The sequence below is a fragment of the Bibersteinia trehalosi USDA-ARS-USMARC-188 genome (assembly GCF_000521725.1).
In the GTDB taxonomy this organism is placed as follows: domain Bacteria; phylum Pseudomonadota; class Gammaproteobacteria; order Enterobacterales; family Pasteurellaceae; genus Bibersteinia; species Bibersteinia trehalosi.
In genome coordinates this window covers 1,705,869-1,728,765 of record NZ_CP006954.1, presented here as the reverse complement: position 1 = coordinate 1,728,765, position 22,897 = coordinate 1,705,869, and the positions used below count along the sequence as shown (strand labels likewise).

General features: G+C 40.6%; 19 protein-coding genes. 8 read left to right on the top strand and 11 right to left on the bottom strand.

What is annotated here, in order from left to right:
- The first annotated feature begins 36 nt into the window (after positions 1-36).
- From F542_RS07865 to F542_RS07845, 5 genes are all read left to right on the top strand, one after another.
- Positions 37-990 (top strand): glycosyltransferase, encoded by a 954-nt coding sequence (locus tag F542_RS07865; protein ID WP_015432028.1) that lies wholly within the window; start codon positions 37-39, stop codon positions 988-990.
- Between the two features lie 154 nt (positions 991-1,144).
- A complete protein-coding gene (gene pheA / locus F542_RS07860; protein ID WP_015432029.1) occupies positions 1,145-2,302 on the top strand; it encodes a prephenate dehydratase in 1,158 nt (385 codons plus the stop codon).
- An 85-nt stretch (positions 2,303-2,387) separates the two neighbouring features.
- A complete protein-coding gene (locus tag F542_RS07855; RefSeq protein WP_015432030.1) occupies positions 2,388-3,032 on the top strand; it encodes a pseudouridine synthase in 645 nt (214 codons plus the stop codon).
- 78 nt (positions 3,033-3,110) lie between these two features.
- Positions 3,111-4,127 (top strand): UDP-glucose 4-epimerase GalE, encoded by a 1,017-nt coding sequence (galE, locus tag F542_RS07850; RefSeq protein ID WP_015432031.1) that lies wholly within the window; start codon positions 3,111-3,113, stop codon positions 4,125-4,127.
- Between the two features lie 3 nt (positions 4,128-4,130).
- Positions 4,131-5,405 carry an AmpG family muropeptide MFS transporter gene (locus F542_RS07845; RefSeq protein ID WP_015432032.1) on the top strand — a complete coding sequence of 425 codons (1,275 nt, stop codon included), beginning with the start codon at positions 4,131-4,133 and terminating at the stop codon, positions 5,403-5,405.
- A gap of 96 nt (positions 5,406-5,501) precedes the next feature.
- Here F542_RS07845 and F542_RS07840 read toward each other — a convergent pair whose 3' ends face one another.
- The 4 genes from F542_RS07840 to F542_RS07825 form a co-directional block, all read right to left on the bottom strand.
- Positions 5,502-6,260, bottom strand: a complete 759-nt coding sequence (locus F542_RS07840) for an iron ABC transporter ATP-binding protein (RefSeq protein ID WP_015432033.1) — start codon at positions 6,258-6,260, stop codon at positions 5,502-5,504.
- Complete coding sequence (locus F542_RS07835; protein WP_015432034.1) at positions 6,257-7,213, bottom strand: iron chelate uptake ABC transporter family permease subunit; 957 nt, start codon at positions 7,211-7,213, stop codon at positions 6,257-6,259. The genes F542_RS07840 and F542_RS07835 overlap by 4 nt, the downstream gene beginning before the upstream one ends.
- A complete protein-coding gene (locus F542_RS07830) occupies positions 7,203-8,159 on the bottom strand; it encodes an ABC transporter permease (protein ID WP_025267250.1) in 957 nt (318 codons plus the stop codon). The genes F542_RS07835 and F542_RS07830 overlap by 11 nt, the downstream gene beginning before the upstream one ends.
- A gap of 155 nt (positions 8,160-8,314) precedes the next feature.
- The gene (locus tag F542_RS07825) at positions 8,315-9,211 is read right to left on the bottom strand and encodes a siderophore ABC transporter substrate-binding protein (RefSeq protein ID WP_015432036.1); all 897 of its coding nucleotides are present in this window, start codon (positions 9,209-9,211) and stop codon (positions 8,315-8,317) included.
- 169 nt (positions 9,212-9,380) lie between these two features.
- Between F542_RS07825 and F542_RS07820 the strand changes: the two genes are divergently transcribed.
- Positions 9,381-11,501, top strand: a complete 2,121-nt coding sequence (locus F542_RS07820; RefSeq protein WP_025267249.1) for a TonB-dependent receptor domain-containing protein — start codon at positions 9,381-9,383, stop codon at positions 11,499-11,501.
- A 112-nt stretch (positions 11,502-11,613) separates the two neighbouring features.
- Positions 11,614-12,258: an adenylate kinase gene (adk, locus tag F542_RS07815; RefSeq protein WP_015432038.1), complete on the top strand. Its 645-nt coding sequence runs from the start codon at positions 11,614-11,616 to the stop codon at positions 12,256-12,258.
- 33 nt (positions 12,259-12,291) lie between these two features.
- Here the strand turns inward: adk and F542_RS07810 are convergent, their stop codons facing one another.
- From F542_RS07810 to F542_RS07780, 7 genes are all read right to left on the bottom strand, one after another.
- Positions 12,292-13,302, bottom strand: coding sequence for an ABC transporter ATP-binding protein (locus F542_RS07810; protein WP_015432039.1), 1,011 nt, complete (start codon positions 13,300-13,302; stop codon positions 12,292-12,294).
- Positions 13,303-13,372: 70 nt separating this feature from the next.
- Positions 13,373-15,022 carry an ABC transporter permease gene (locus F542_RS07805; protein WP_015432040.1) on the bottom strand — a complete coding sequence of 550 codons (1,650 nt, stop codon included), beginning with the start codon at positions 15,020-15,022 and terminating at the stop codon, positions 13,373-13,375.
- 95 nt (positions 15,023-15,117) lie between these two features.
- Positions 15,118-16,143, bottom strand: a complete 1,026-nt coding sequence (locus F542_RS07800) for a Fe(3+) ABC transporter substrate-binding protein (protein WP_015432041.1) — start codon at positions 16,141-16,143, stop codon at positions 15,118-15,120.
- Positions 16,144-16,234: 91 nt separating this feature from the next.
- On the bottom strand, positions 16,235-18,445 hold the full coding sequence (priA, locus tag F542_RS07795) for a primosomal protein N' (protein WP_025267248.1): 2,211 nt from the start codon (positions 18,443-18,445) through the stop codon (positions 16,235-16,237).
- Positions 18,446-18,463: 18 nt separating this feature from the next.
- Positions 18,464-19,330: an EamA family transporter RarD gene (rarD, locus tag F542_RS07790; RefSeq protein WP_015432043.1), complete on the bottom strand. Its 867-nt coding sequence runs from the start codon at positions 19,328-19,330 to the stop codon at positions 18,464-18,466.
- Entirely contained in the window at positions 19,323-20,216 is an 894-nt protein-coding gene (gene rarD, locus F542_RS07785; RefSeq protein ID WP_015432044.1) for an EamA family transporter RarD, read from the bottom strand. Before rarD (F542_RS07785) ends, rarD (F542_RS07790) begins: the two co-directional genes overlap by 8 nt.
- A 57-nt stretch (positions 20,217-20,273) precedes the next feature.
- Entirely contained in the window at positions 20,274-21,491 is a 1,218-nt protein-coding gene (locus tag F542_RS07780) for a pyridoxal phosphate-dependent aminotransferase (RefSeq protein ID WP_015432045.1), read from the bottom strand.
- 133 nt (positions 21,492-21,624) lie between these two features.
- Here F542_RS07780 and F542_RS07775 point away from each other — a divergent pair, with 133 nt between their 5' ends.
- Entirely contained in the window at positions 21,625-22,893 is a 1,269-nt protein-coding gene (locus F542_RS07775) for an isochorismate synthase (protein WP_025267247.1), read from the top strand.
- The last annotated feature ends 4 nt before the right edge of the window (positions 22,894-22,897 follow it).

The window sequence follows — 22,897 nt, the reverse complement described above, 5'->3', positions numbered from 1 at the left end:
AGTTTTAAGGGCTGATTTTTATCTTAAAGACTTAATATGCATCAACCTATCATTAGCCTGATTGTACCTGTTTACAATGTAGAGTGTTATCTTAACCGCTGCCTACTTTCCTTGAGTGGACTCAATCTTGAATATGAAATAATTATTGTCAATGATGGCTCAACTGATAGCAGCTTAGCTGTGGCGGAGGCCTTTCAACAACGTTTTTCAGATAAAATGGTGCGCATTGTTTCTCAAACAAACCAAGGGTTATCACAGGCAAGAAATCTTGGTTTATCGCTAGCTAAGGGGCAGTATGTTGCATTCATTGATAGTGATGACTTTGTTGATCCTGTTAATTTTTCGATGTTTATTCGGCAAGCTGTAGCGGATAGCTTAGATATTGCTATTGGCAAATTTACCTACTTTGGTATGGGTGAACAACAGGGCCAAGGCACAATGCATGAGGCTTTTTTTCAGCGTAATGTCGTTGCGGGGATTGAGGCATTCGATTTTTTACGCGTAGAGGTATGGATAAAAGTCTTCCGGCGCGCTTTTCTTATTGATAATGCTATCTCATTTATTCCTGGGCTACTCTTTGAAGATGAAGTATTTCATATTCATACGATGTTACTTGCCCAACGTATCAGATACTTCGATCTCCCTTTCTACTTTTATTTTCAACGCGAAAGTAGTATTACTAAATCAACAGCTAAAATTGTGCGTTATCAGCACTATTATCGTATTGCATTAGAAATTTTTGCACTAAGAGATTTAGTTGATAAACAGGCTACTAAATCGCTAGTTTGTCGCCGTGCTTGGCTGTATTTATTAGAATCATTGCCGCATATTTATCAGCACGATGTGCAAGAATTTGAGATAAAACGTCGCCAAGCAACAGAATTGCTGGTGGCATTATCCTCTATTGAGGAACTTTCTGCCGAAGATAAACGCATTATAGCGCTGCTTTTATCACAACAAGCACTGCACTTTACATCCCGAAAAGAATAAGGCTTGCCAAGAGTGTAAAAAGACGTTCTAATTATTCTACTCGGAGCATATTATGCTCTCATCCAAATAATGTTATAAATGAGGCAAGCGGTTAGATTTGTCAAATTTTTTGCAAAAAAGATAAAATTTTTGACCGCTTGTTATAGGAAAAAAAATGTCTCTTGATTTATCCGAAATTCGCCAGCGTATCACAGATGTAGATCGTCATTTATTAAAACTCCTTTCAGAGCGTCATCGTCTCGCATTTGATGTTGTACGTAGTAAAGAAATTACCCAAAAGCCATTACGTGATGTAGAACGTGAAAAACAGTTATTACAAGAGTTAGTGAGCTTTGCCGAGTCTGAAAATTATCAGTTAGATGCCGATTACATTACGCAAATTTTCCAACGTATCATTGAAGATTCTGTGCGTACTCAGCAAAATTACCTGCAAGATAAACTGAATGCTCAACGAGAACAGAGCATTGCGGTGGCTTTTTTAGGCGTGCGTGGTTCTTACTCTCATCTTGCTTCTCGTCAATTTGCCAAACATTATCCAAATCCGTTGATTGAGTTAAATTGTGATTCTTTTGATGCGGTATTTGAAAAAGTCATGCGTGGTGAAGCCGATTATGGTGTGTTGCCATTGGAAAATACAACGTCAGGTTCAATTAATGAAGTATATGATTTGTTACAACATACCGAACTTGCTATTGTTGGCGAATTAGCGTATCCGATTAAACACTGCTTACTGGCAGCAGAACCAGTCGAATTAAGTCAAATTGATACGATTTATACGCATCCACAGCCTGCACAGCAATGTAGTCAATTCTTGCAAGGTTTGGATAAAGTCCATATCAAATACTGTGAAAGTAGTTCCCACGCTTTGCAGATGGTGGCACGTTTAAATAAACCGAATTGCGCGGCGATTGGTAATGAAGATGGTGGTAAGCTCTACGGCTTAGAGATGATCGAAACAGCGATTGCCAACCAAAAAAATAATATCACTCGTTTTATTGTTGTGGCTCGAGAGCCGGTAAAAGTTTCACCACAAGTGCAAACGAAAACGCTTTTAATGATGACAACAACCCAACAGGCAGGGGCATTAGTTGATGCGCTATTGGTATTTAAACAACATGATATTCGCATGGTAAAACTGGAGTCTCGTCCGATTTATAACAAACCTTGGGAAGAGATGTTCTATGTCGAATTAGAAGCAAATATTCATGCTGAAAATACCCAAAAAGCGTTACAAGAACTGGAACAGGTCACCAGTTTCTTAAAAGTGCTAGGCTGTTACCCCAGTGAAATTATTGAACCCGTGAAGTTATAAGTGTTGATTCCAGTGAAGAACGCAATGCTTGCATCTGAGGGCGTATGTCGTACGCCCTATCGTTTTTTTCTATTCTATTTTTAAAATGACATTCTCATTTCGCCCTAAACTAACATATTCTCGTCCGAAAAAGCCTAAACTTTCTTTCGAGCAAACCATTCTTGTCCTGTTCAATAAACCTTACGATGTGCTTACGCAGTTCAGTGATGATCAAAATCGTCAAACGTTAAAAGCGTTTATCAGTATTCCTCATATCTACCCCGTTGGGCGATTAGATCGAGATAGTGAAGGGTTATTGCTTTTAACCAATAACGGTGAAATTCAGCATCGCCTAGCCAACCCTAAATTTGAGAAAGAAAAAACTTACTGGGTACAGGTGGAAGGAATTCCTACAGAAGTCGATCTAGATAAATTACGTAGAGGGGTTGAACTAAAAGATGGGCTTACTAAGCCGGCTAAAGTGCGTCAAATTGAGGCTCCGGCATTTAGTTGGGCAAGTGCACCAAAAATTCGAGAACGTAAAACGATTCCTACTAGCTGGCTCGAGCTGAAAATTAGTGAAGGTAAAAATCGCCAAGTGCGGCGAATGACTGCACATATTGGTTTTCCGACACTGCGTTTAATCCGGGTTGGTATCGGTAAATTTAAACTAGGAAATTTGGATGCGGGACAGTATCGGATACTAACTGAGAGGGAAAAATCACAATTATTTAAGCAACTTGGTTTATAAACAAGCGGTCAATTTCTGCGGATTTTTTACCAAGAACAGGGTAAACTATTGCTATCTTTTAACTGAGAGGAAAATCAAATGGCAGTATTAGTGACAGGTGGGGCAGGTTATATCGGCTCACATACCGTTGTAGAATTATTAAAACAGAACCGTGAGATTGTGGTGTTGGATAATCTGTGTAATTCTTCAAAAGAATCACTTAATCGTGTTAAACAAATCACAGGTAAAAGTGTGAAATTTTATCAAGGCGATATTTTAGATCGTGAAATTTTGCGTCAAATTTTTGCGGAAAATCCGATTGAATCGGTTATTCATTTTGCGGGTTTAAAAGCGGTGGGTGAAAGTGTCGCAAAACCGCTTTGGTATTATCAAAATAATGTGACAGGCTCTATTACGCTGGTTGAAGAGATGTTAAATGCAGGGGTGAATACGATTGTATTTAGTTCGTCAGCAACCGTATATGGCGATCCACAAGAGATTCCAATTACTGAAAACTGCCCAGTAGGTGGCACAACCAACCCTTACGGCACATCAAAATATATGGTGGAACGCATTTTAGAAGATACCACCAAAGCTTTTCCGCAATTTAGCGCAGTGATATTGCGTTATTTCAATCCAGTTGGCGCACACGAGAGCGGTTTAATAGGGGAAGATCCAAATGGGATTCCAAATAATTTAATGCCGTTTATTAGCCAAGTAGCAGTAGGTAAACGCTCAGAATTATCAGTATTTGGTAGTGACTACGACACCCATGATGGCACAGGCGTACGTGATTATATTCATGTCGTAGATTTAGCCATTGGGCATTTGAAAGCCTTAGAAAAACATCAAAATGATGCCGGTTTCCACGTTTATAATCTTGGTACAGGAACAGGGTATTCGGTATTGGATATGGTTAAAGCGTTTGAACAAGCCAATGGTATTCAAGTGCCGTATAAATTAGTGGAACGTCGTCCAGGTGATATTGCTACTTGCTATTCTAATCCACAAAAAGCGTTGGAACAGCTCGGTTGGAAAACTGAACGTGGTTTAGAGCAAATGATGAAAGAGACATGGAACTGGCAAAAAAATAATCCAAATGGTTATCAGGGGTAGACTATGGAACAAGTGAAGCCCTCGCTTTGGCAACAGATTTTTAGCCGTAATATGATGCTTTGTATTTTTACGGGCTTCACTTCTGGTTTGCCACTTTATGTGCTATTTCAGCTTGTGCCTGCATGGTTGCGTTCAAGTGAGGTAGATTTAAAAACCATCGGCTTTATGACTTTAGTCGGTTTTCCTTATGGTTGGAAATTTATTGTTGCCCCTTTGCTTGACCGCTATTATCCCAATGTTCTAGGTCGTCGTCGTAGCTGGATGTTTATGACTCAAATTGTGCTACTAGGTTTGCTGGCACTGCTTGGACAATTTAATCCAGTATTAGATATTAAAATGATTGCCGCAATAGCTACCGCGGTGGCAGTTGTTTCGGCAGTGCAGGATATTGCGGTGGACGCTTATCGCCGTGAGATTTTAAGCGATGCGGAACTTGGCTTAGGTAACTCCATTCACGTGAATGCCTATCGTATTGCAGGATTAGTGCCAGGGGGATTATCGCTTATTCTTGCCGATAGTTTGCCGTGGGATAGCGTATTTTTGATTACAGCTTTATTTATGCTACCGGGCTTGGTGATGTCGCTCTTTTTAAGTACAGAGCCCAACGTGCCAGAAATTGATCGTTCACAACCCTTTTATCGCACTTTTACTTTACCGTTTAAAGAGTTTTTTGAACGTAAAGGTATTGCTAGTGGCGTGGGGCTGATTCTATTTATCTTTCTGTATAAATTTGGCGATTCGCTTGCTACCTCGTTACAGACCGCTTTCATTTTAGATATGGGATTTACGATGACCCATATTGGGACAGTGGTAAAAATTAACTCATTATGGGCTTCAATTATTTCAGGTATGATTGGAGGCGTAATGATGATTAAATTAGGTATAAATCGCTCACTCTGGCTGTTTGGTGCGGTTCAACTTGGTACGATTCTCTGTTTTGCGTGGATGGCAAGCTACGGTAAATTTGAAACCATCGGCGCCTATGAACACTTTATGCTGAGTGTCGTGATTATTGCGGAATATATTGGCGTCGGTCTAGGAACAGCAGCATTTGTTGCTTTTATGGCAAAGGAAACAAACCCGCTTTACACGGCAACACAGCTTGCTATTTTTACCAGCCTTGCGGCAATTCCAAGTAAAGTCTTTGGCGCATTTTCAGGTGTATTGGTGGAAAACTACGGCTATTACATGTTTTTCTGGATCTGCTTTTTTGTCGGCATTCCAGGAATGCTCATGTTATGCAAAGTTGCCCCTTGGAATGAGAAGCTTACTAACTAAGTAAGTAGCCTGATTTATCATTGGGCTGGCTTCAATGAGTTTGCAGCCAGCCCTATAAATATGAGGAATATAGGGCGGTTGATTTTTTCCTTTAGGCTAAATATGATGTATTACAAGCGGTGTGGCTTGGTGCTCTAGTACTTCTGCCTCCAAATTGAAGATCTCTTTCAGCATTTTGGGCGTAATAATTTCCCCTGCGCAGCCGACTTTTATAATCTCACCATTTTTCATTGCCACAATAGTATCCGCATAGGCAGCTGCCATATTGATATCATGCACAACCATCACAGTTGTGAGGTGCAATTCATCTGTTAATTTACGCAGTAAACGCATTAATTCACGAGCATGAAACATATCTAAATTATTGAGCGGCTCATCAAGCAAGATATGCTGAGTTTGTTGGCAAAAAGTCATGGCGATTAGGGCCCGTTGGCGTTGCCCTCCAGAAAGCTCACTTAAAAAACGATCAGCAAACGTACTTAATTCAAAACGTTCTAACGCTTGTTTTACTATGGCTTTATCTTCATCACATATTCTGCCTTGGTGGTGAGGATAGCGTCCAAACATCAATAAATCTTGTACCGTGATGCGGCTATGAATATGGTTATCTTGGGTCAAAATTGCGAGATTCTTCGCGATAGTACGCGAAGGCGTTTGACTAATATTAAATTCATCAAGCCAGATTTGTCCTTGTTGCAAGGGTTGCAAGCGTGCCATTAAGGAAAGTAAGGTTGATTTTCCTGCTCCATTTGCCCCAATTAATGCGGTAATCCCGCCATTTTCGATATTTAAATTAATATTATTTAAGATCGTTGTCTGTCCAATTTTATGGCAGACATTCTGAATTTTGATCATCGTGATGCCTTCCGTTTTCGTAAAATTAAATAGATAAAGACTAAGCCACCAAGAAATTCAATGACGACACTTAATACGCCCTGCATTTTAAGCATTTGTTCAAAGATGGTTTGTCCAAGGACAAGCGTTATCACTGAAATTGCAATAGTCATAGGAATGCGAATACTATGCTGCACCTTCGGGCTAATAGCGTTTACGATAGCACAGACTAACAAGCCGAGGAATAAAATTGGGCCGACTAACGCGGTTGAAATAGAGACTAATACTGCGCAGCAAATAAGTAATTGGCGACTAAAACGAGTGTAATCTAAGCCGAGTCCAATCGCGTATTCTTTACCGAGTAGTAGAACATCCAATTTATGCCGTTGTTGCCAAATCCAGATAAGCGTTAGCAATAGAATGGATGAGCCAATCCAAAGTAAATCAGGTTTAACACTATTAAAATCAGCAAAGGAGGAACCTTGAGCAATGGCAAATTCATTTGGATCGATAAGGCGCTGTAGTAAGTTATTTAAATTGCGGAATAAAACACCAAAGATAACGCCAACTAAAATCATACGGGCAATATCTTGGCTATTTTTATTTAACAAGCTAAAGAGCAATAATGAGCCACCTAACATCATTAAACTCTCAAATAGAAATTTATAGTTCGCATCTAGTTGAGTAAAACCTAAGCCACCAACGAAAAAGACGAGTGTGGTTTGGGTAAGCAGATAGAGATGATCAAAGCCCAAAATACTTGGTGTTAAAATCGGATTGTGTGTTAGCGTTTGAAACAGTAATGTAGAAACGCCAATAGCATAGCCGATAATAATCAACATGATTAATTTTTTGCCACGAAATGGTAGCACGAAATCCCAGTTACCGTTCGCATTGTAAGTGAGAAATAAAGCTAGCGAAGCGAAAAGCAGCAGGCAGAGTAATGAAAAAAGAGTTTTAATATTAGCTTGCACGGCGTTTCCCCTTAAACAATAAATATAGGAAAATTACTGTACCGAGAATACCGAATACGGTTGAAATTGGGATTTCATACGGCATGTTAATCACCCGTCCTAAAATATCGCAAAAGAGGACTAAATTTGCGCCTAGTAATACGACAGAGGGGAGATTTTGGCGTAAACGATCGCCGGCTAAACGTGAAATAATATTCGGCACAACTAAGCCGATAAAAGGAATTTGCCCTACCGTAACGACAACAACGGCAGTAATCATCGCGACAATAATGAGTGCAAGCCAAGTCATTTGGCGGTAATTAATACCTAAGCTAGTGCAAAGATTTTGCCCTAGCCCCGCAATGCTGAGTTGATCAGCAAGAAAATAGACAACTAAAGCTAAAATGGCCGTGAGCCATAATAGCTCATAACGCCCTGCTAAAACGCCAGAAAAATCACCAGAGGTCCAGATACTCATCATTTGCATACTATCGGTTTCATAAGCAATAAAAGTTCCAATAGCTTCAATAATATTGCCAAAGACAATGCCAACTAATGGGACAAGTAACTGCTGCTGTGGTGGTAAGCGTTGTAACAACAGAGAAAAAATACCAATACCGATTAAGGCACTCAGCGCCGCCAACGACATTTTGATGATTAATGCCGAAGTGGGAAATAGCAGACTGGCTGCTAAGATTCCTATTCCTGCACTTTGTGTGGCTCCAATCATGTTGGGTTCAATGAAACGGTTTTTCAACACAATCTGAAGCACCATGCCCGCCACGGCTAAGGTTGCGCCAACTAGCAAGACAGCAAGTGTGCGTGGTAGGCGACTAATGCGCAGGAGTTGTAATTGTTCTGGGGCGCTCAACAGTTGCGACCAATGAAAATCCGCCACACCAATAGTGAGGCTAAATGGGATAAGAATAATCAGAATAAGTAGGTTTATTCGGTTTAAGGTAAGCATAATGGTATTATTTTTCTCATCCTGAGAGCTTGCTAAAGCGAACAAGCATATGCCGTTTATTTACTTCGCTTATTATTTCCCTAGTGTTGGGAAGAAAATACCAAGCGGTTGATTTTGCAAAAAATTCTGCAAAATCAACCGCTTGTTAATGACGATTATTTTTTCTCAAATGCTTGTTTGATGTTAGTTAAGTCGGTTTTGATCTGCTCAACACCACCTGGAGCGAGGTAAGAGGCAGAGCTTAGGTAGATCACATGACCATTTTTCCACGCATTTGTTTGGCGTACAAGTTCATTATCAAGTACTTGTTGTGCGGTTTGACCTTCTTGACCGATAGCCGCAATGCGATCGAGCACAAATAACCAGTCTGGGTTAAGTTTTTGGATAAATTCAAAGCTTACTGGCTGACCATGTCCTTGTGCTTTTAAGTTCGGATCTGCCATTGGTACACCAAGATCGTTATGAATCCAGCTTAAGCGATAGCCTGAACCGAATGCGGCAATTTTGCCACCATTTACTAAGATGATTAGGCCATTGCCCTTATCTTTAACGGCGGCTTTCGTTTCGTTAAACAGGGATTCAATTTCAGCTTTTAATTTTTCAGCTTCAGTCTCTTTATCAAAAAGTTTACCGAAACTATCGATACGAGTTAAGCCACTTTCAATTAACTTATCACCGTTGTCGGTCATATCAATTGTTTTCGCAATGGCGCTGACATCATCAAATTTTTTTGCAGTGCGAGTACCAACAATAATGAGATCTGGTTTTAATTCATTTAATGCCTCTAAATTTGGCTCAAAAACCGTGCCAACATTTTTAGCTTGTTCAATAGAGGGTTTGACATAAGGTAACACTTTGCTTACCTCTGCCACGCCATCCATTTTGACTCCTAACGCGTGTAATGTATCAATACTGCCGGTATCAAAAACGGCGATTTTGCTAGGTGTAGAAAGCGCGACTTCACCACGTGCAGTTGGGATCGTGACATCTTTAGCAAACGCAGAAAGTGCGAATACTGAGAGAGAAAGAGCAACTAAGGTTTTTTTTAACATAATAAAGGTCCTTATTAAATGAAAAAACTTCTCAATTCTAAGCATATTTTGATTTTTGTAAATAGAAATTAAAAACATTACAATTTTTTTACAAGTGATATTGATTTTTATTAAATGATTGCTAGAATGCCAAAAGTTACAAATTTTTACACTTACATAAGGAACTTTTATGCGATTCGTTAAAACACAACTGGCTGCGGCTGTTTTTGTTGCTGTTTCTTCTCTTGCCTATGCTGAAGAAGTAGCTCATCTTGGTGTCGTTTCTGTAGTTGCTGAAAACGCAGGGGCAAAAAGCAGAACAAATGTCGTGACATTGCAAGATTTAAATAAAGGAACGAAAGAAGATTTGCGAGGCGTGTTAAGCGCAGAACCCGCAATCAACTTTGGTGGTGGTACTGGTGGCACATCTCAATGGACGACTATCCGCGGGATGGGACAAGACCAAATTGATATCAAAGTTGATAACACATATAGCGATACTCAGCTTTTCCATCACCAAAGCCGTTTTATGTTAGATCCGAGCCTAATCAAACGTATTGATGTGCGTAAAGGTGCAGGCTCTGCGAGCGCAGGTATTGGTGCAACAAGTGGCTCAATTGAGGCAACAACCGTTGATGCACAAGATTTATTACGCGAAGGGCAGGAATTTGGCTTTAAATTAAATGCAGGCGTAAGCAGTAATAAAGGTCATTCACAAGGAGCTAGCGTTTACGGAAAATCTGGAGCATTTGATGCACTTTTAAGTGGTAACTGGGAAACCTCCGAAAATTATAAAGGCGGTAAAGGCTACACGAATAAAGAGGGCAGCGATACAGTTAAAAATAGTGCGTTAGGCCAGCGTGGTTTATTAGCAAAATTAGGTTTTGATATTAATGAAAATAACCGTTTAGTGTTAAGCCATCGCCAAGAACGTTATCATGGTGAACGTGCATTACGTGAAGAGTTTGATTTTTCACAAGATTGGGCAACTGCTGAAACGCTAACAAAAGAGAAAGAAAAACAAGGTTATACCTTAGGTGCACGAGCAGGTGTTGGTCGCAGTGGTAAGCCGACTTATTACTTATTAGATAAGAATGGGGCTACGGTTGCTAATGATGAAAATAACCAACCGCGTTATCGTATTACTACGCAAAATACCACGAATCTTGAATGGATTAGCAAAAACTTAGGTTTTATCACAGAATTAAAGGCAAATGCTTATGTGATGGAGAAATCTCGTGAAGAAACAGATAGCCATTCTAAAACTAAAGTGACGACTAAAGGTGCAAATATTAACTTTGATTCTGAAATTGGTAGCAATCATTTAGTGAAATATGGGGTAAATTACCGCCATCAAGAAGGGAAACCAAATTCGATCGAAGCTTTTGCGAAAAATCGTAGAACTGGTGTGCTTGAAGCGACAGGGGTAACGAATCGTCAAGAAAAAGAAGATATCGGTGTTTATGCAGAAGGTATCTGGGGATTCGGGCCTGTCACAATGACAACAGGTTTACGCTATGATCATTTCGATTTTAAAGCGAATAACGGCAAAAAAGCGAGTGATGGTGAATTTAATCCAAGTGTAGGTTTAATTTGGGAAGTGGCAACAGGATTTAGCTTAAATACCAATTTAAACTATGCAACACGTAGCCCTCGTTTGTATGAAGTGGCATTAAGTGGTTCTGGTGTGCGTAGTGTAGCGGATAACTTAAAAGCAGAAAAAGCGCGTAACACAGAAATTGGTTTCAACTATGATTACAATGACCAAATTTCCTTAAATGGTAGCTACTTCTGGCAAAAAGTGAAAGATGCTCACGCTGTATTGAATAATACCATCGTGAATTCTGCATTAGTACGTAACCACGGCTATGAATTAGGTGCAGCTTATAAACAAGGCGGTTTCAAATTCCGTTTAGGCGTGGCAGATAGCAAACCAGAAACTTACACCTTCAATGGTGCAAGTTTAGATAGCACGGTATATGCAGTGGCAACCGGTCGTACATGGACTGCTGCAATTTCTTATAAATTTGAACAACCAAGTCTTGAAATTGGTTGGAAAGGTCGCTTTGTGGAAGGTGAAACAGGCACCCCTAGCCGTGGTTCAAATGCAGCTAGCACCAATGTTAAACAAGCAGGTTATGGCGTGAATGATTTCTACGCAAGCTGGGAAGCAAATAAAAACTTAACGCTTAACTTTGCTGTGAATAATGCATTCAATAAAAATTATAAGAGCCATAGCCAACGTGCTGGCGCAAGTAGTTTAGCGGGTGCAGGTCGTGATTTCCGTCTAAAAGCGGACTACACTTTCTAAGAATTTGAGTAAACGCATAACAAGCGGTCAAAATCTTGAAAAAATTTGCAATTTGGGGCGGTAATCGGTAAGGTTACCGCCTATTTCTTTGTTTCACTGTTATAGAGGTTCTATGAAAATTATTTTGTTAGGTGCACCTGGTGCAGGTAAAGGCACGCAAGCACAATTTATGATGCAAAAATTTGGCATTCCACAAATTTCTACGGGGGATATGTTCCGTGCAGCAATTAAAGAAGGCACAGAACTAGGTAAACAAGCAAAAGCACTTATGGACGAAGGCAAATTGGTGCCAGATGAACTGACAGTTGCATTGGTAAAAGATCGTATTGCTCAGCCAGATTGTGCCAACGGTTTCTTATTAGACGGCTTCCCTCGCACTATTCCGCAAGCGGATGCATTAAAAGAAGCTGGTGTGAAAATTGATTTTGTTTTAGAGTTTGATGTTGCAGATGAGGTGATTGTAGAACGTATGAGCGGACGTCGTGTGCATCAGCCATCAGGTCGTACTTACCACGTGGTGTATAACCCACCAAAAGTGGAAAGTAAAGATGATGTGACGGGCGAAGATTTAATTATCCGCCAAGATGACAAACCAGAAACAGTATTAGAGCGTTTGGCAATTTATCACAAACAGACTAAACCATTAATTGCCTACTATAGCGCAGAGGCTGAAGCGGGCAATACTGTTTATCATCGCTTAGATGGCACACAGCCTGTTGAACAAGTGAGCGCAGAGCTCGCCAAGATTTTAGGTTAATCTACACAGAGGCAGAGAGGATTCTCTGCCTTTTTAATATAGAATAAATTCTCGGATTTTAAAGCTAATTTCAACTCGCTGTGCGAGATTAAATTCTTGGTTTTGATAAACGGTCAATTCTACTTCATTGACTTTCACCTGATAACGATAATATAAACCTAAAAACAATTTACTGCAGATCTCTCCAACGCCTTGTTCACTGCTTTTGAGGTGCAATTGTTCTGGGCGAAGCAACCATTGATAATGCCCTTTGGTAATTTGCATTTCAGGGAAAAGACGATATTCACCGATAGGGCTGTGTAGTATTTTCTTATCACTGACAAAGCATGCCAAATAGTTTGTACCACCAAGGAAATCCGCCACAAATGAATTGATAGGAGTATGGTAAAGCTCGCTTGCCGTACCAAACTGCACAATTTTACCTTGAGCCATTACCGCAATTTTATCAGCAAAAGCAAAAGCCTCTTCTTTACTGTGGGTAACAAAAATCGCAGGGACATTTTGGCTTTTGAGAATTTGCTTAATCTCTTGAATCATAGCATAGCGAGTTTGGCTATCAATGTTAGAGAAAGGCTCATCAAGCAATAACAATTCGGGGTTACAGGCTAATGCTCTTGCTATTGCAACACGTTGCTGCTGACCGCCCGATAATTCGTGGGGGAAACGCTGTTCAAAGCCTTGTAATTTTACGACTGATAGCATTTGCACGGTGATTTGTTGTTGTTCTGAACGGGGCAATTTACTTAATCCAAATTGAATGTTCTCGGCAACAGTTAAATGTGGAAACAGCGCATAATCTTGGAAAATCAGCCCGATTTTACGATCTTCCACTGCTTTGCTTTTTAAGCAACAGCCGGCAAGCTGAATTTCACCTTGCTCGATCGGCAACAAGCCTGCAATGGCTTTCAGTAAGGTTGTTTTTCCACAGCCACTTGCACCAAGTAGGCAGATGATTTCATTTTCATTCACGTTTAGATACAACTCTTTAAGCACATTCGTTGAGCCAAAGCTGAGATTAAGGTTTTGAATGGTTAATACAGACATATTTTCCTCATCGTGTACAACTTGTTGCGTAAAAATGATATCAATGATGCAATAAGTTATCTCTATATTTTTAGCGTTCTTTTTCCGATTGTGAGACTAATGCCCTAGTGAGCCAAATTACGGGCAATAATCCGACTAAAACTAACACGATAGCAGGCATTGCTGCTTGCTCTAATTGCTCATCAGAAGTAAACGCAAAAACGTGTGTCGCAAGGGTGTCAAAATTAAATGGACGTAGTAGCAAAGAGGCGTTTAGTTCTTTCATCCCTTCAATAAAAACCATTAATCCTCCGGTAATAATTCCTTTATAAATCAAAGGAACATGTATATTCAGGAACATTGAAATACCACTTTTGCCCAATGTTTGGCTTGCCATATCTAATGATGGTGAAATTTTACCGAGTGAGGTTTCGAGGCTGCCGATCGCCATTGCCGAGAAGCGAATTGTATAGGCAAAGACTAAGGCAAAAAGTGAACCCGAGAAAATCAAACCAACAGGTGATAAATGTAATGCTTTAAGCCAAGCGTGTAGTTGATGATCAGCAAAGGTTAAAGGAGAAAGTAAGCCAATTGCCAGCACGGTGCCTGGAATCGCATAACCTAACGATGAAAGTGAAAGCGACAAGCGGGTCAATTTAGACGAAAATTTACCAAAAGATAAACGATGAGCTAGATGCAATAAGATCGCAACAAATACGCTACATATCGCTGCAAGAATAGAGACTTTCAAACTATTTAGCGCATATTGTACAAAATCTAAATTCCAGGATTCTTCAAAATATTCATAAGACCAATAAAGTAACCGGCCAAGCGGTAAGAAAAAGGCGAGAGCAAGTAAGCCCCAGCACCATACCTGCGCCAGCCTCAATTTCCAGCCTGTGAGGGTTTTGAAAGAGTTTTTTTTCTCATAACCTCGTTGATAGCTTTTTTGACGGTGGCGACTGTATTGTTCCAACAGTAAAAAAACTAGCACCATTAATAACATAAAAATTGCAATTTGGCTTGCTGTACCTAAATCATGATAGCCAAGCCATGAATCATAAATGGCAGTGGTGAGTGTTGGGATAGCAAAATAGGCAACTGTGCCAAAATCACTCAATGTTTCCATGGCGACTAAGGCAATCCCAATAGCAATCGCAGGGCGAATCAGCGGAAGGGTGATACGCTGAAAAATTTGGTAAGGTTTTGCACCTAGTATTTGGGCACTTTGGACTAAGTTTTCAGATTGTTCTAATAAAGCAACTCGCACCAGCAGGAAAATATAAGGATAAAGCACTAAGGCAAGAACGAAGCAGGCTCCATAAAGAGTGCGAATTTGCGGAAACCAGTAATCTTGCGGTGTACTCCAGCCAAATAGTGATCGCAATAGTATTTGGAAATTGCCTGAATAATCTAATAAGTCGGTATAAAGATAAGCGACTAAATAAGCCGGCATTGCTAAGGGTAAACAGAGCAGCCATTGTAAGGCTTTTTGCCCGTAAAAGCGGTAATTTGCCACGATCCAAGCGCTTGGTAATGCAAAAAAAAGTGCAAGAAGCACCGTGCCAAATACAAGCAGTGTAGAGTTTATCAAATAAGTGCCAAGCATTGTTTGCCACAAATGTGATAAATTTTGCCACTGCCCATCAACGGCATGATAGCCAATCGCTAATAAGGGAAGTAGGGTAATTAAAGTAATCAGTAAAGCAATGATTTTCCAGCTAAGGTAACTCAGTTTCATTATTTAATAATGTTTGATCAAATTCCCCTCTTTGGCAAAGCAGGGAGAGGGGAGTTGGAATTGCACAAACTTAAGTTTACCGCACTGATGAGGTATTATTTTGCATCAAACTCATCAAATTTAACTTCATCAACTAATTTCAATGCTTTTTCGTAATTAGCTGCAATTTCTTCTAATTTGATGGTGTCTGCAGTAAATGAGCCCCAGCCTTTCACAATTGCTGATGGCTCTACGCCAACTTTTACTGGGTATTCGTGATTAAGTTTTGCATAGAGAGCTTGTGCTTTATCGCCACTGAGATATTCAATCAATTTGATCGCATTTTCTTTATGTGGCGCGTGTTTCGCAATGACTACACCACTAATATTTACGTGTGTGCCAAATTGACCTGTCGGGAAGTTGATTTCTGCGGCTTCAGCCCAAGCACGACGTTTTTCGTCATCTAACAATTTACCGTAATAGTAGCTGTTACCTAGCGCATAATCACATACGCCTTCTTTGATTGCTTTGATTTGATCTCGATCGCCACCTTGTGGTTTTTGGGCAAGGTTAGCTTTTAAACCTTGTAAGAATGCTTTAGTTTTTTCTTCGCCATAGTGAGCAATCATTGAGGCAAATAATGACACATTGTAAGAGTTTTTACCTGAACGCACACATACTTTGCCTTTATATTCTGGTTTGGCTAAGTCTAAATAGTCAAAGCCTACTGGCAATTTGCCTACGCGTTCTTTAGAGGTGTAAATCGCTCTAGCACGAGTCGTTAATCCAAACCATTCGTTATTTGAATCACGATATTGAGCGGGAATATTTTCTTGCAAAACGTGTGATTCCGCTTTTTGTGCTAAACCTGCGTTTACAATTTCCATAACACGTGCAATATCTACAGTGAGTAATACATCAGCTGGGCTAAGCTCACCTTCTTTTTTCACACGTTCAACCAAGCCTTTGTCAGCAAAGATAATGTTTACTTTAATACCGGTATCTTTCTCAAAATTTTTGAGCATAGGCTCAATGAGATAAGGTTGGCGGTAAGAGTAGATATTAATCTCTTCTGCAGCAAATGCATTCGTAGAGAAGAGGGTTGAACAGGCGAGAGCCAAAGTAGAAAGGGATTTTTTCATGGAGGTCTCCTTTTAATGTTTGTTAATGAACAAAAACGCGTGAAGTCTACGTGTTTTTTATGTTTTTATCAATAATTATTCTTATTTGTAATTATGTTACATCTTGTGGATCAATATCCACTGTTAAGCGAATATCATTACGTAAGAATTGTGTTTTAACCTCATCAAATAGTGAAAGCAATTTTTGCAGCATTGTTCGCTGTGAATGCTGAATAATTGACTGCCAACGATAATGTCCCGCCTTTTTTGCCATTGGAGCAGAAAAAGCCCCTAAAATTTGAAATCCTTGCCATTGGTTATCTTGAATCATCGTCTGTAAACAAGCGGTCAGATTATGTAGAAATTCTGCTACTTTATCGTTATCTCGCCCTGTTGCTCGAATAAGTACTTGAGCCGAAAATGGCGGTAAGTTCATCACTTTCCGCATTTTTAATGCTTCTATTGAAAATGCCAAGTAGCCTTCGTTTAACAGGGTTTTGAGCAAAGGGTGTTCGGGATAATGGGTTTGTAACACCACTTCCCCCTGTTTTTCAGCACGTCCTGCACGCCCAGCCACTTGCAAATAGAGTTGAGCAAGACGTTCTTCTGCACGGAAATCGGTGGAAAATAGACTGCTATCCACATTGACAATCGCAACCAAGGTTACATTTGGGAAGTGATGCCCTTTAGCCAGCATTTGAGTACCGATCAAAATCTGGCTTTTACCAGCTTGAATATCCGTTAAATGCTGTTCTAGTGAACCTTTACGAGCGGTACTATCTCGGTCAATACGAGAGATCGTAAACTGTGGAAAACGCTCTGTAAGCACGTGTTCCAGCTGTTCAGTCCCCATGCCTGTTGTGATTAAATGGGTAGAACCGCAATGGCCACATTGTCTCGGGATTACACGTTGAGATGCGCAGTGATGGCAACGTAAAATACGGCTTTTTTGATGGTAGGTGTAGGGTTTATCACAGGCTTCACACTGGCAGATCCAACCGCATTCATGGCAAAGTAGCACAGGAGCAAAGCCTCGTCGATTTAAGAACAACATCACTTGGTTGCCTTTTTCTAGGTGGTGTTGCATTTTGGCTAAAAGCTGTTCAGAAAGCCCAGAATAGATACGCTGTGTTTTCAGATCGATGACCTGCTGTTTAACATTGTTTGCACCACCTGCGCGTTGGCTCAGTTGTAATTCAATGAATTTACCATTCTGTACATTTTGCACGCTTTCTAAACTTGGCGTTGCTGAGCCTAAAATAATCGGAATGTTTGCATTTCTTGCACGCAATACGGCTAAATCACGTGCGTGATAACGCCAACCGTCTTGCTGTTTGAACGAGCTATCGTGCTCTTCATCGATGATAATTAGTCCGAGCTTGTGAAATTGCGTGAATAGGGCGGAACGCGTGCCGATTACAATCGCACTTTCTCCATTTTTCGCCCGCAGCCACGCATTTAACCGCTGATTGTCGTTTAGATTAGAATGTAAAGCATCAATTTCGACATTAAAGCGGGCTTTAAAGCGGTGAATTGTTTGTGGTGTTAGACCAATTTCAGGTACAAGCACTAATACTTGTTTGCCTTGGTTTAATATCTCTTCAATCACCTGAAGGTAGACTTCTGTCTTGCCTGAGCCTGTCACCCCATTTAGTAGAAATGCCCCAAAACCTTCATGGTAATTTAAACGTCCTACCACTAAACTTTGTTGTTTATTTAACGTCAGTCGATTTTGACGATTGCAAATAGGTTGATTCGCTAATTTCTGTTGCCAACTCACCGCTTGATAAGGGATTTCGGTTTTTTTGATATAGCCTTTTTCCATTAACCCCTTCCAAACGGATAGAGCGCAAGCGGTTGGTTTTTCAAAAAAATGAGCAAATTGCGCTAGGGTTTCCAGTAAGAGTTGCTGTTTTTTGGCTCTTGCTAATTCACCACTTAATAATGCGTTTCGCCCAATGTCGGTAACAACAAAATAGTCAGGCTGTGTACGTTTGCTACTTTCGCCGTTACGTAATTTAACAGGCAAAGCACTCATTAGCACTTCTCCCAGCGGCGCGTGATAATAATTTGCCGCCCAGTTTAAAAGTTGCCAAATTTCATCGTCAAATAAGGATTGTTGATCTAATATCGCGGTGATTGGCTTCAATTTATCGCTGGGAATATCACTTTGGATTGGCAAATCCACCACAACACCTATTTTTGTTTGCCGTCCAAAAGGTACAACGGCTCTTGCGCCGATCTCCGTAGATATTTCCTCTGGCAAGAGGTAATCAAAAAAACGGGCAAGAGGTACATTTAAAGCAAGGCGGATAAGTTTCATTGCTGGTGGCGTCATTATTTAATCTCGATTTTCCTTAAAGCTATCTACACTCAACAAAGCAATTGCACAGAGTAAACAAAACATTAATAAATAGGATTTTGCCTCCAGCACTTCGCCAATGGCAAAGGAAATCAGTAACATCACTAAGGGCTCGGCATAACCAATTAAACCTAGCACATTAATTGGCAACCAGTTGCTTGCTGAAATATACAGAATAAATGCTGCGCCATTGACAATGCCAAGCAGCGCAAGATAAAGATAAAAATACGTATTTTGCCTTAACACGATTTCAAGCTCAGTTGTGCTGATAAAATAGAGTGCAAAAGGTAGCAGTAATGCCAGTTCTAGCCAAAAAGTAGCGAGGTGATTAATCTGGAAATAACGCCGTAGAGCAATGTAAATAGGGTAGCCGAATCCTGCTACAAACGTTGCCCACGAAATTGCACTGCTCATTAAAATATTGCTTCCCACACCTAATATGGCAAAACTCACCGCCCACCATTTTAAAGGTGAAAAGTGTTCTTTAAAGAGGATTTTACCAAAGAGCACCGCTACAATGGGTAATAGCAAATAGCCAATTGAGACTTGCAGTGCTTGCCCATTATTTGGTGCCCATAAGAAGAGCCAAAGTTGTACGCCGGTGTTCAATGTCAGCAATACCATCACAATAACAAGCGCTGGCTTTTGACAGATTTTTTGCCAAAGCTCACGAAATGCATATTGCTGGCGGAAAGCAAAAATCGCAAATAGTATGATTGGCATAAGAATAATAATTCGAAAACCGAGCATCTGTTGGTCGCTAAGAGGTTGCAGTAAAATAGCAAAATAATAGCCTAAACCAAATAGAATGTTGGCCGTCAATGCCGCAAGAATCCCTTTAAGCATTTGCTCTCTCCAGACGTTTTTTCCTTCTCATCAAGGCGATGCCGTCTAAAATCAAACAACTGATGGCAAAACTTAAACAGAGTAACAAGGTATAAGCGCTAGGATCAAGCCGCTCACCAATTAAGAAAGAAACTAGCATCATCACACAAGGTTCCACATAACCCAACAGCCCAAGCATATTAAAAGGTAAAAGTGTGCTAGCAAGAGTATAAGACATTAAAGCCACTCCGCTAAATAGGCCGAGTAAAAAGAGATAAAAATAGAGACGAGGATTTACCTCTAAAATCGGAGCAAGCTCAATTTGGCTAATAAACCACACTGCCACAGGCAAAAGCAGCGCAATTTCACAGACAAAGCTATAGATATGGCTAATTTGGTATTTTTTGCGCACCATAAAATAAGCTGGATAGCCCAAGAAAACTAAGGCGCTTGCCCATGAAAGTGAAGCGCTTGCCACCACGCTGCTCATTACACCAACAAAAGCTAAGATAATAGCTAAGATTTTGAGTTTTGAAAGTTGCTCTTTATAAGCAAATTTACCGACAATCACCATTGTAATCGGCATTAATAAATAGCCAATAGATACATCAATGGCTTTGCCACTGTTTGGTGCCCATAAAAAAAGCCACATTTGCACACCACAGAGGGTTGCGGTGAGCATCAGGACGAAAATTAAATAAGGTTCACGTTGGATTCTTTGCAAAAAATTGACAAATTCCGCGCGCTTGCGTAGCACTACAAACAGTAGTATCAACATAAACGGGAACATTAACAACATTCTAAAACCAAAAACCTCTACTCCAGCAAGTGGACGTAATAAGGTTGAGAGATAATAGAGTCCACCAAAAAGAGCTGAAGCAAGTAGCGAATAAAAAATACCGAGCATAAAAACCTGCGTGATAGAGGAAAGAGTAAACCCGCCAATTTGACGGGTTTAAATTGATTAAGATTGGCGATAGGTTTTTAAGAATCTTGCCAAACGCCCAATGGCATCTTCTAGCTGATAGACATAAGGCAAGGTGACCACACGGAAGTGATCCGGTTTATGCCAATTAAATCCGCTGCCTTGTACGAGTAATACTTTCTCTTTTTGCAGCAAATCATAGACAAATTGCGCATCATCTTTAATACCATACATTTCCGTATCAATTTTCGGGAACATATACATTGCACCTTTTGGCTTAACGCAACTGATTCCTGGAATTTGTGTAAGTAGTTCATAAGCACGGTTGCGTTGCTCTAATAAACGCCCACCAGGTAGGATAAATTCATTAATACTTTGATAGCCCCCCAGCGCAGTTTGAATTGCATGTTGCATTGGCGTATTAGCACATAAACGCATGGAAGCAAGCATATCTAATCCTTCAACAAAGCCTTTTGCTTGTGTTTTTGGGCCGCTTAATACCATCCAACCTTGACGGAAACCCGCCGCACGATAGGCTTTTGATAAGCCGTTATAGGTGACGGTTAAAAGATCAGGGGCGAGAGCCGCAAGGTGATGATGCACGGCACCATCATAAAGAATTTTTTCGTAAATTTCGTCTGCAAATAGCATCAAGTTATGCTCACGTGCAACTTGTGCTACTTCGAGCAAAATTTCACGGCTATATACTGCTCCTGTTGGGTTATTCGGGTTAATGACCAAAATCGCCTTCGTATTAGGCGTGATTTTAGCGCGGATATCGTTAATATCTGGATACCACTCATTTTCTTCGTCACATAGGTAGTGCACTGCTTTACCGCCAGCAAGCGTAGCGGCGGCGGTCCAAAGCGGATAGTCTGGTGAAGGGATTAAAATTTCATCGCCTTCGTTTAATAAGGCTTGCATTGACATGGTAATCAGTTCTGACACGCCGTTGCCGATATAGACATCATTAACATCTACCTGATGAATCCCTTTTAGCTGGTAATATTGCACAATAGCTTTACGTGCTTGGAATAGCCCTTTTGAATCACAATAGCCTTGTGCGGTTGGCAAGTTGCGCATAATATCCACGATAATTTCAGCAGGCGCATCAAAACCAAAAGGGGCAGGATTTCCAATATTGAGTTTTAAAATTTTGTGTCCTTCTTCTTCAAGGCGAGTTGCTTCTTTATGAATAGGACCGCGAATATCATAGCGGACATTCGCGAGTTTGTCGGTTTTGCTAAAGCGTTCCATAGGTTTCCTGTATTGTTTTACTTTTATGAAAAAAATGATTTACTCTACTCCGATTTGTGCAGAAAAAAAAGCAGAAATACGTTAAAATGCGAACCTTTTTTGTGGTTAATTATTTTATGCTCTCTATTTTCTAATGTCTGTTTTTACCCAACTTACGCAAGCACTTAGCCAACAGCTTGCACAAAACGAAGTAAGCGCAGGATTACTCCGTTTTAGTGCAACGGTAAAATGCCAGCCTAACGATGCTGATTTGCTTAGTTGGCTAAAAGGGCAAGCCTGCTTTCCTCAAATGTTTTGGCAACAGCGTGCACAACGCGATACTTTCGTTGCGCTTGGACAAGTCTTGCGTTTTCAGCAATTAGCGGCAGCAGAAGCATTTTGTCATCAACATCAAGTGCATTTGGTGGGCGGCATTCAGTTTGAAGGGCAGATTCATTTTATTTTACCGCGCTTATTGCTCTGGCAAACGGAAGAACAACTGCGAGCAGAGCTCTTTGGCTATGCAGATGAGCAAGCAAATTTAGTCGCGTTTTTAGCGCAACTTGATGAGCCTCGTACTTTTGGTTCAACGAAAAATCAGGTGATTGCTAAAAAACAACTCTGTAGCTTTGAGCAATGGCAAACCAACATTCAGCAAGCAATCAGTGCGATTAAAACAGATGCCTTTGATAAAGTGGTATTGGCAAATGCAACGAGTTGGCAGCTTTCTTCGCCTCTTTCTGGTTATGATTTATTGGCGAAAAGTCGGCATTTGAATCAAGGTTGCTACCATTTTTTATGGGCTGAGAATCTCCATGAATGTTTTATTGGCTCAAGCCCTGAGCGTTTATATCAGCGACAAAATAAGCAGCTACTTACCGAAGCGCTCGCCGGGACGGTTGCAGTAAGCCACGATATTACTGAAACTGCACAAAATGCCTTGTGGCTATTAAACGATCACAAAAATTTGTATGAAAATTGGTTAGTGGTCGATGATATTTGCACCAATTTGGCGGATTGTGCAGGTGATATTCAGGTGGGCGATGCGCATATCAAGGCATTAAAAAATGTGCAGCATTTACGCCGTTTTATTCAAACGGAATTAGCACCTGATATTGGGGATAGCCAGTGTCTTGCCCGCATTCATCCGACTGCAGCTGTAGCAGGGTTGCCACGCACAGAGGCTAAACAGTTTATACAACAGCATGAACCTTTTACGCGTGGATGGTATGCAGGGACATTAGGCTATTTTTCGCCTGCACAGGCGGAGTTCTGCGTGACCTTGCGTTCTGCATTAGTGAGGGCAAAAGAGATGCTGGTATATGCGGGAGCAGGCATTGTTGCCGAGTCTGAACCTGAATCAGAATGGTTGGAGATTGAACGTAAAGCGTTGGCAATGACAAATCTTGTGAGCTCAGATTAGCTCT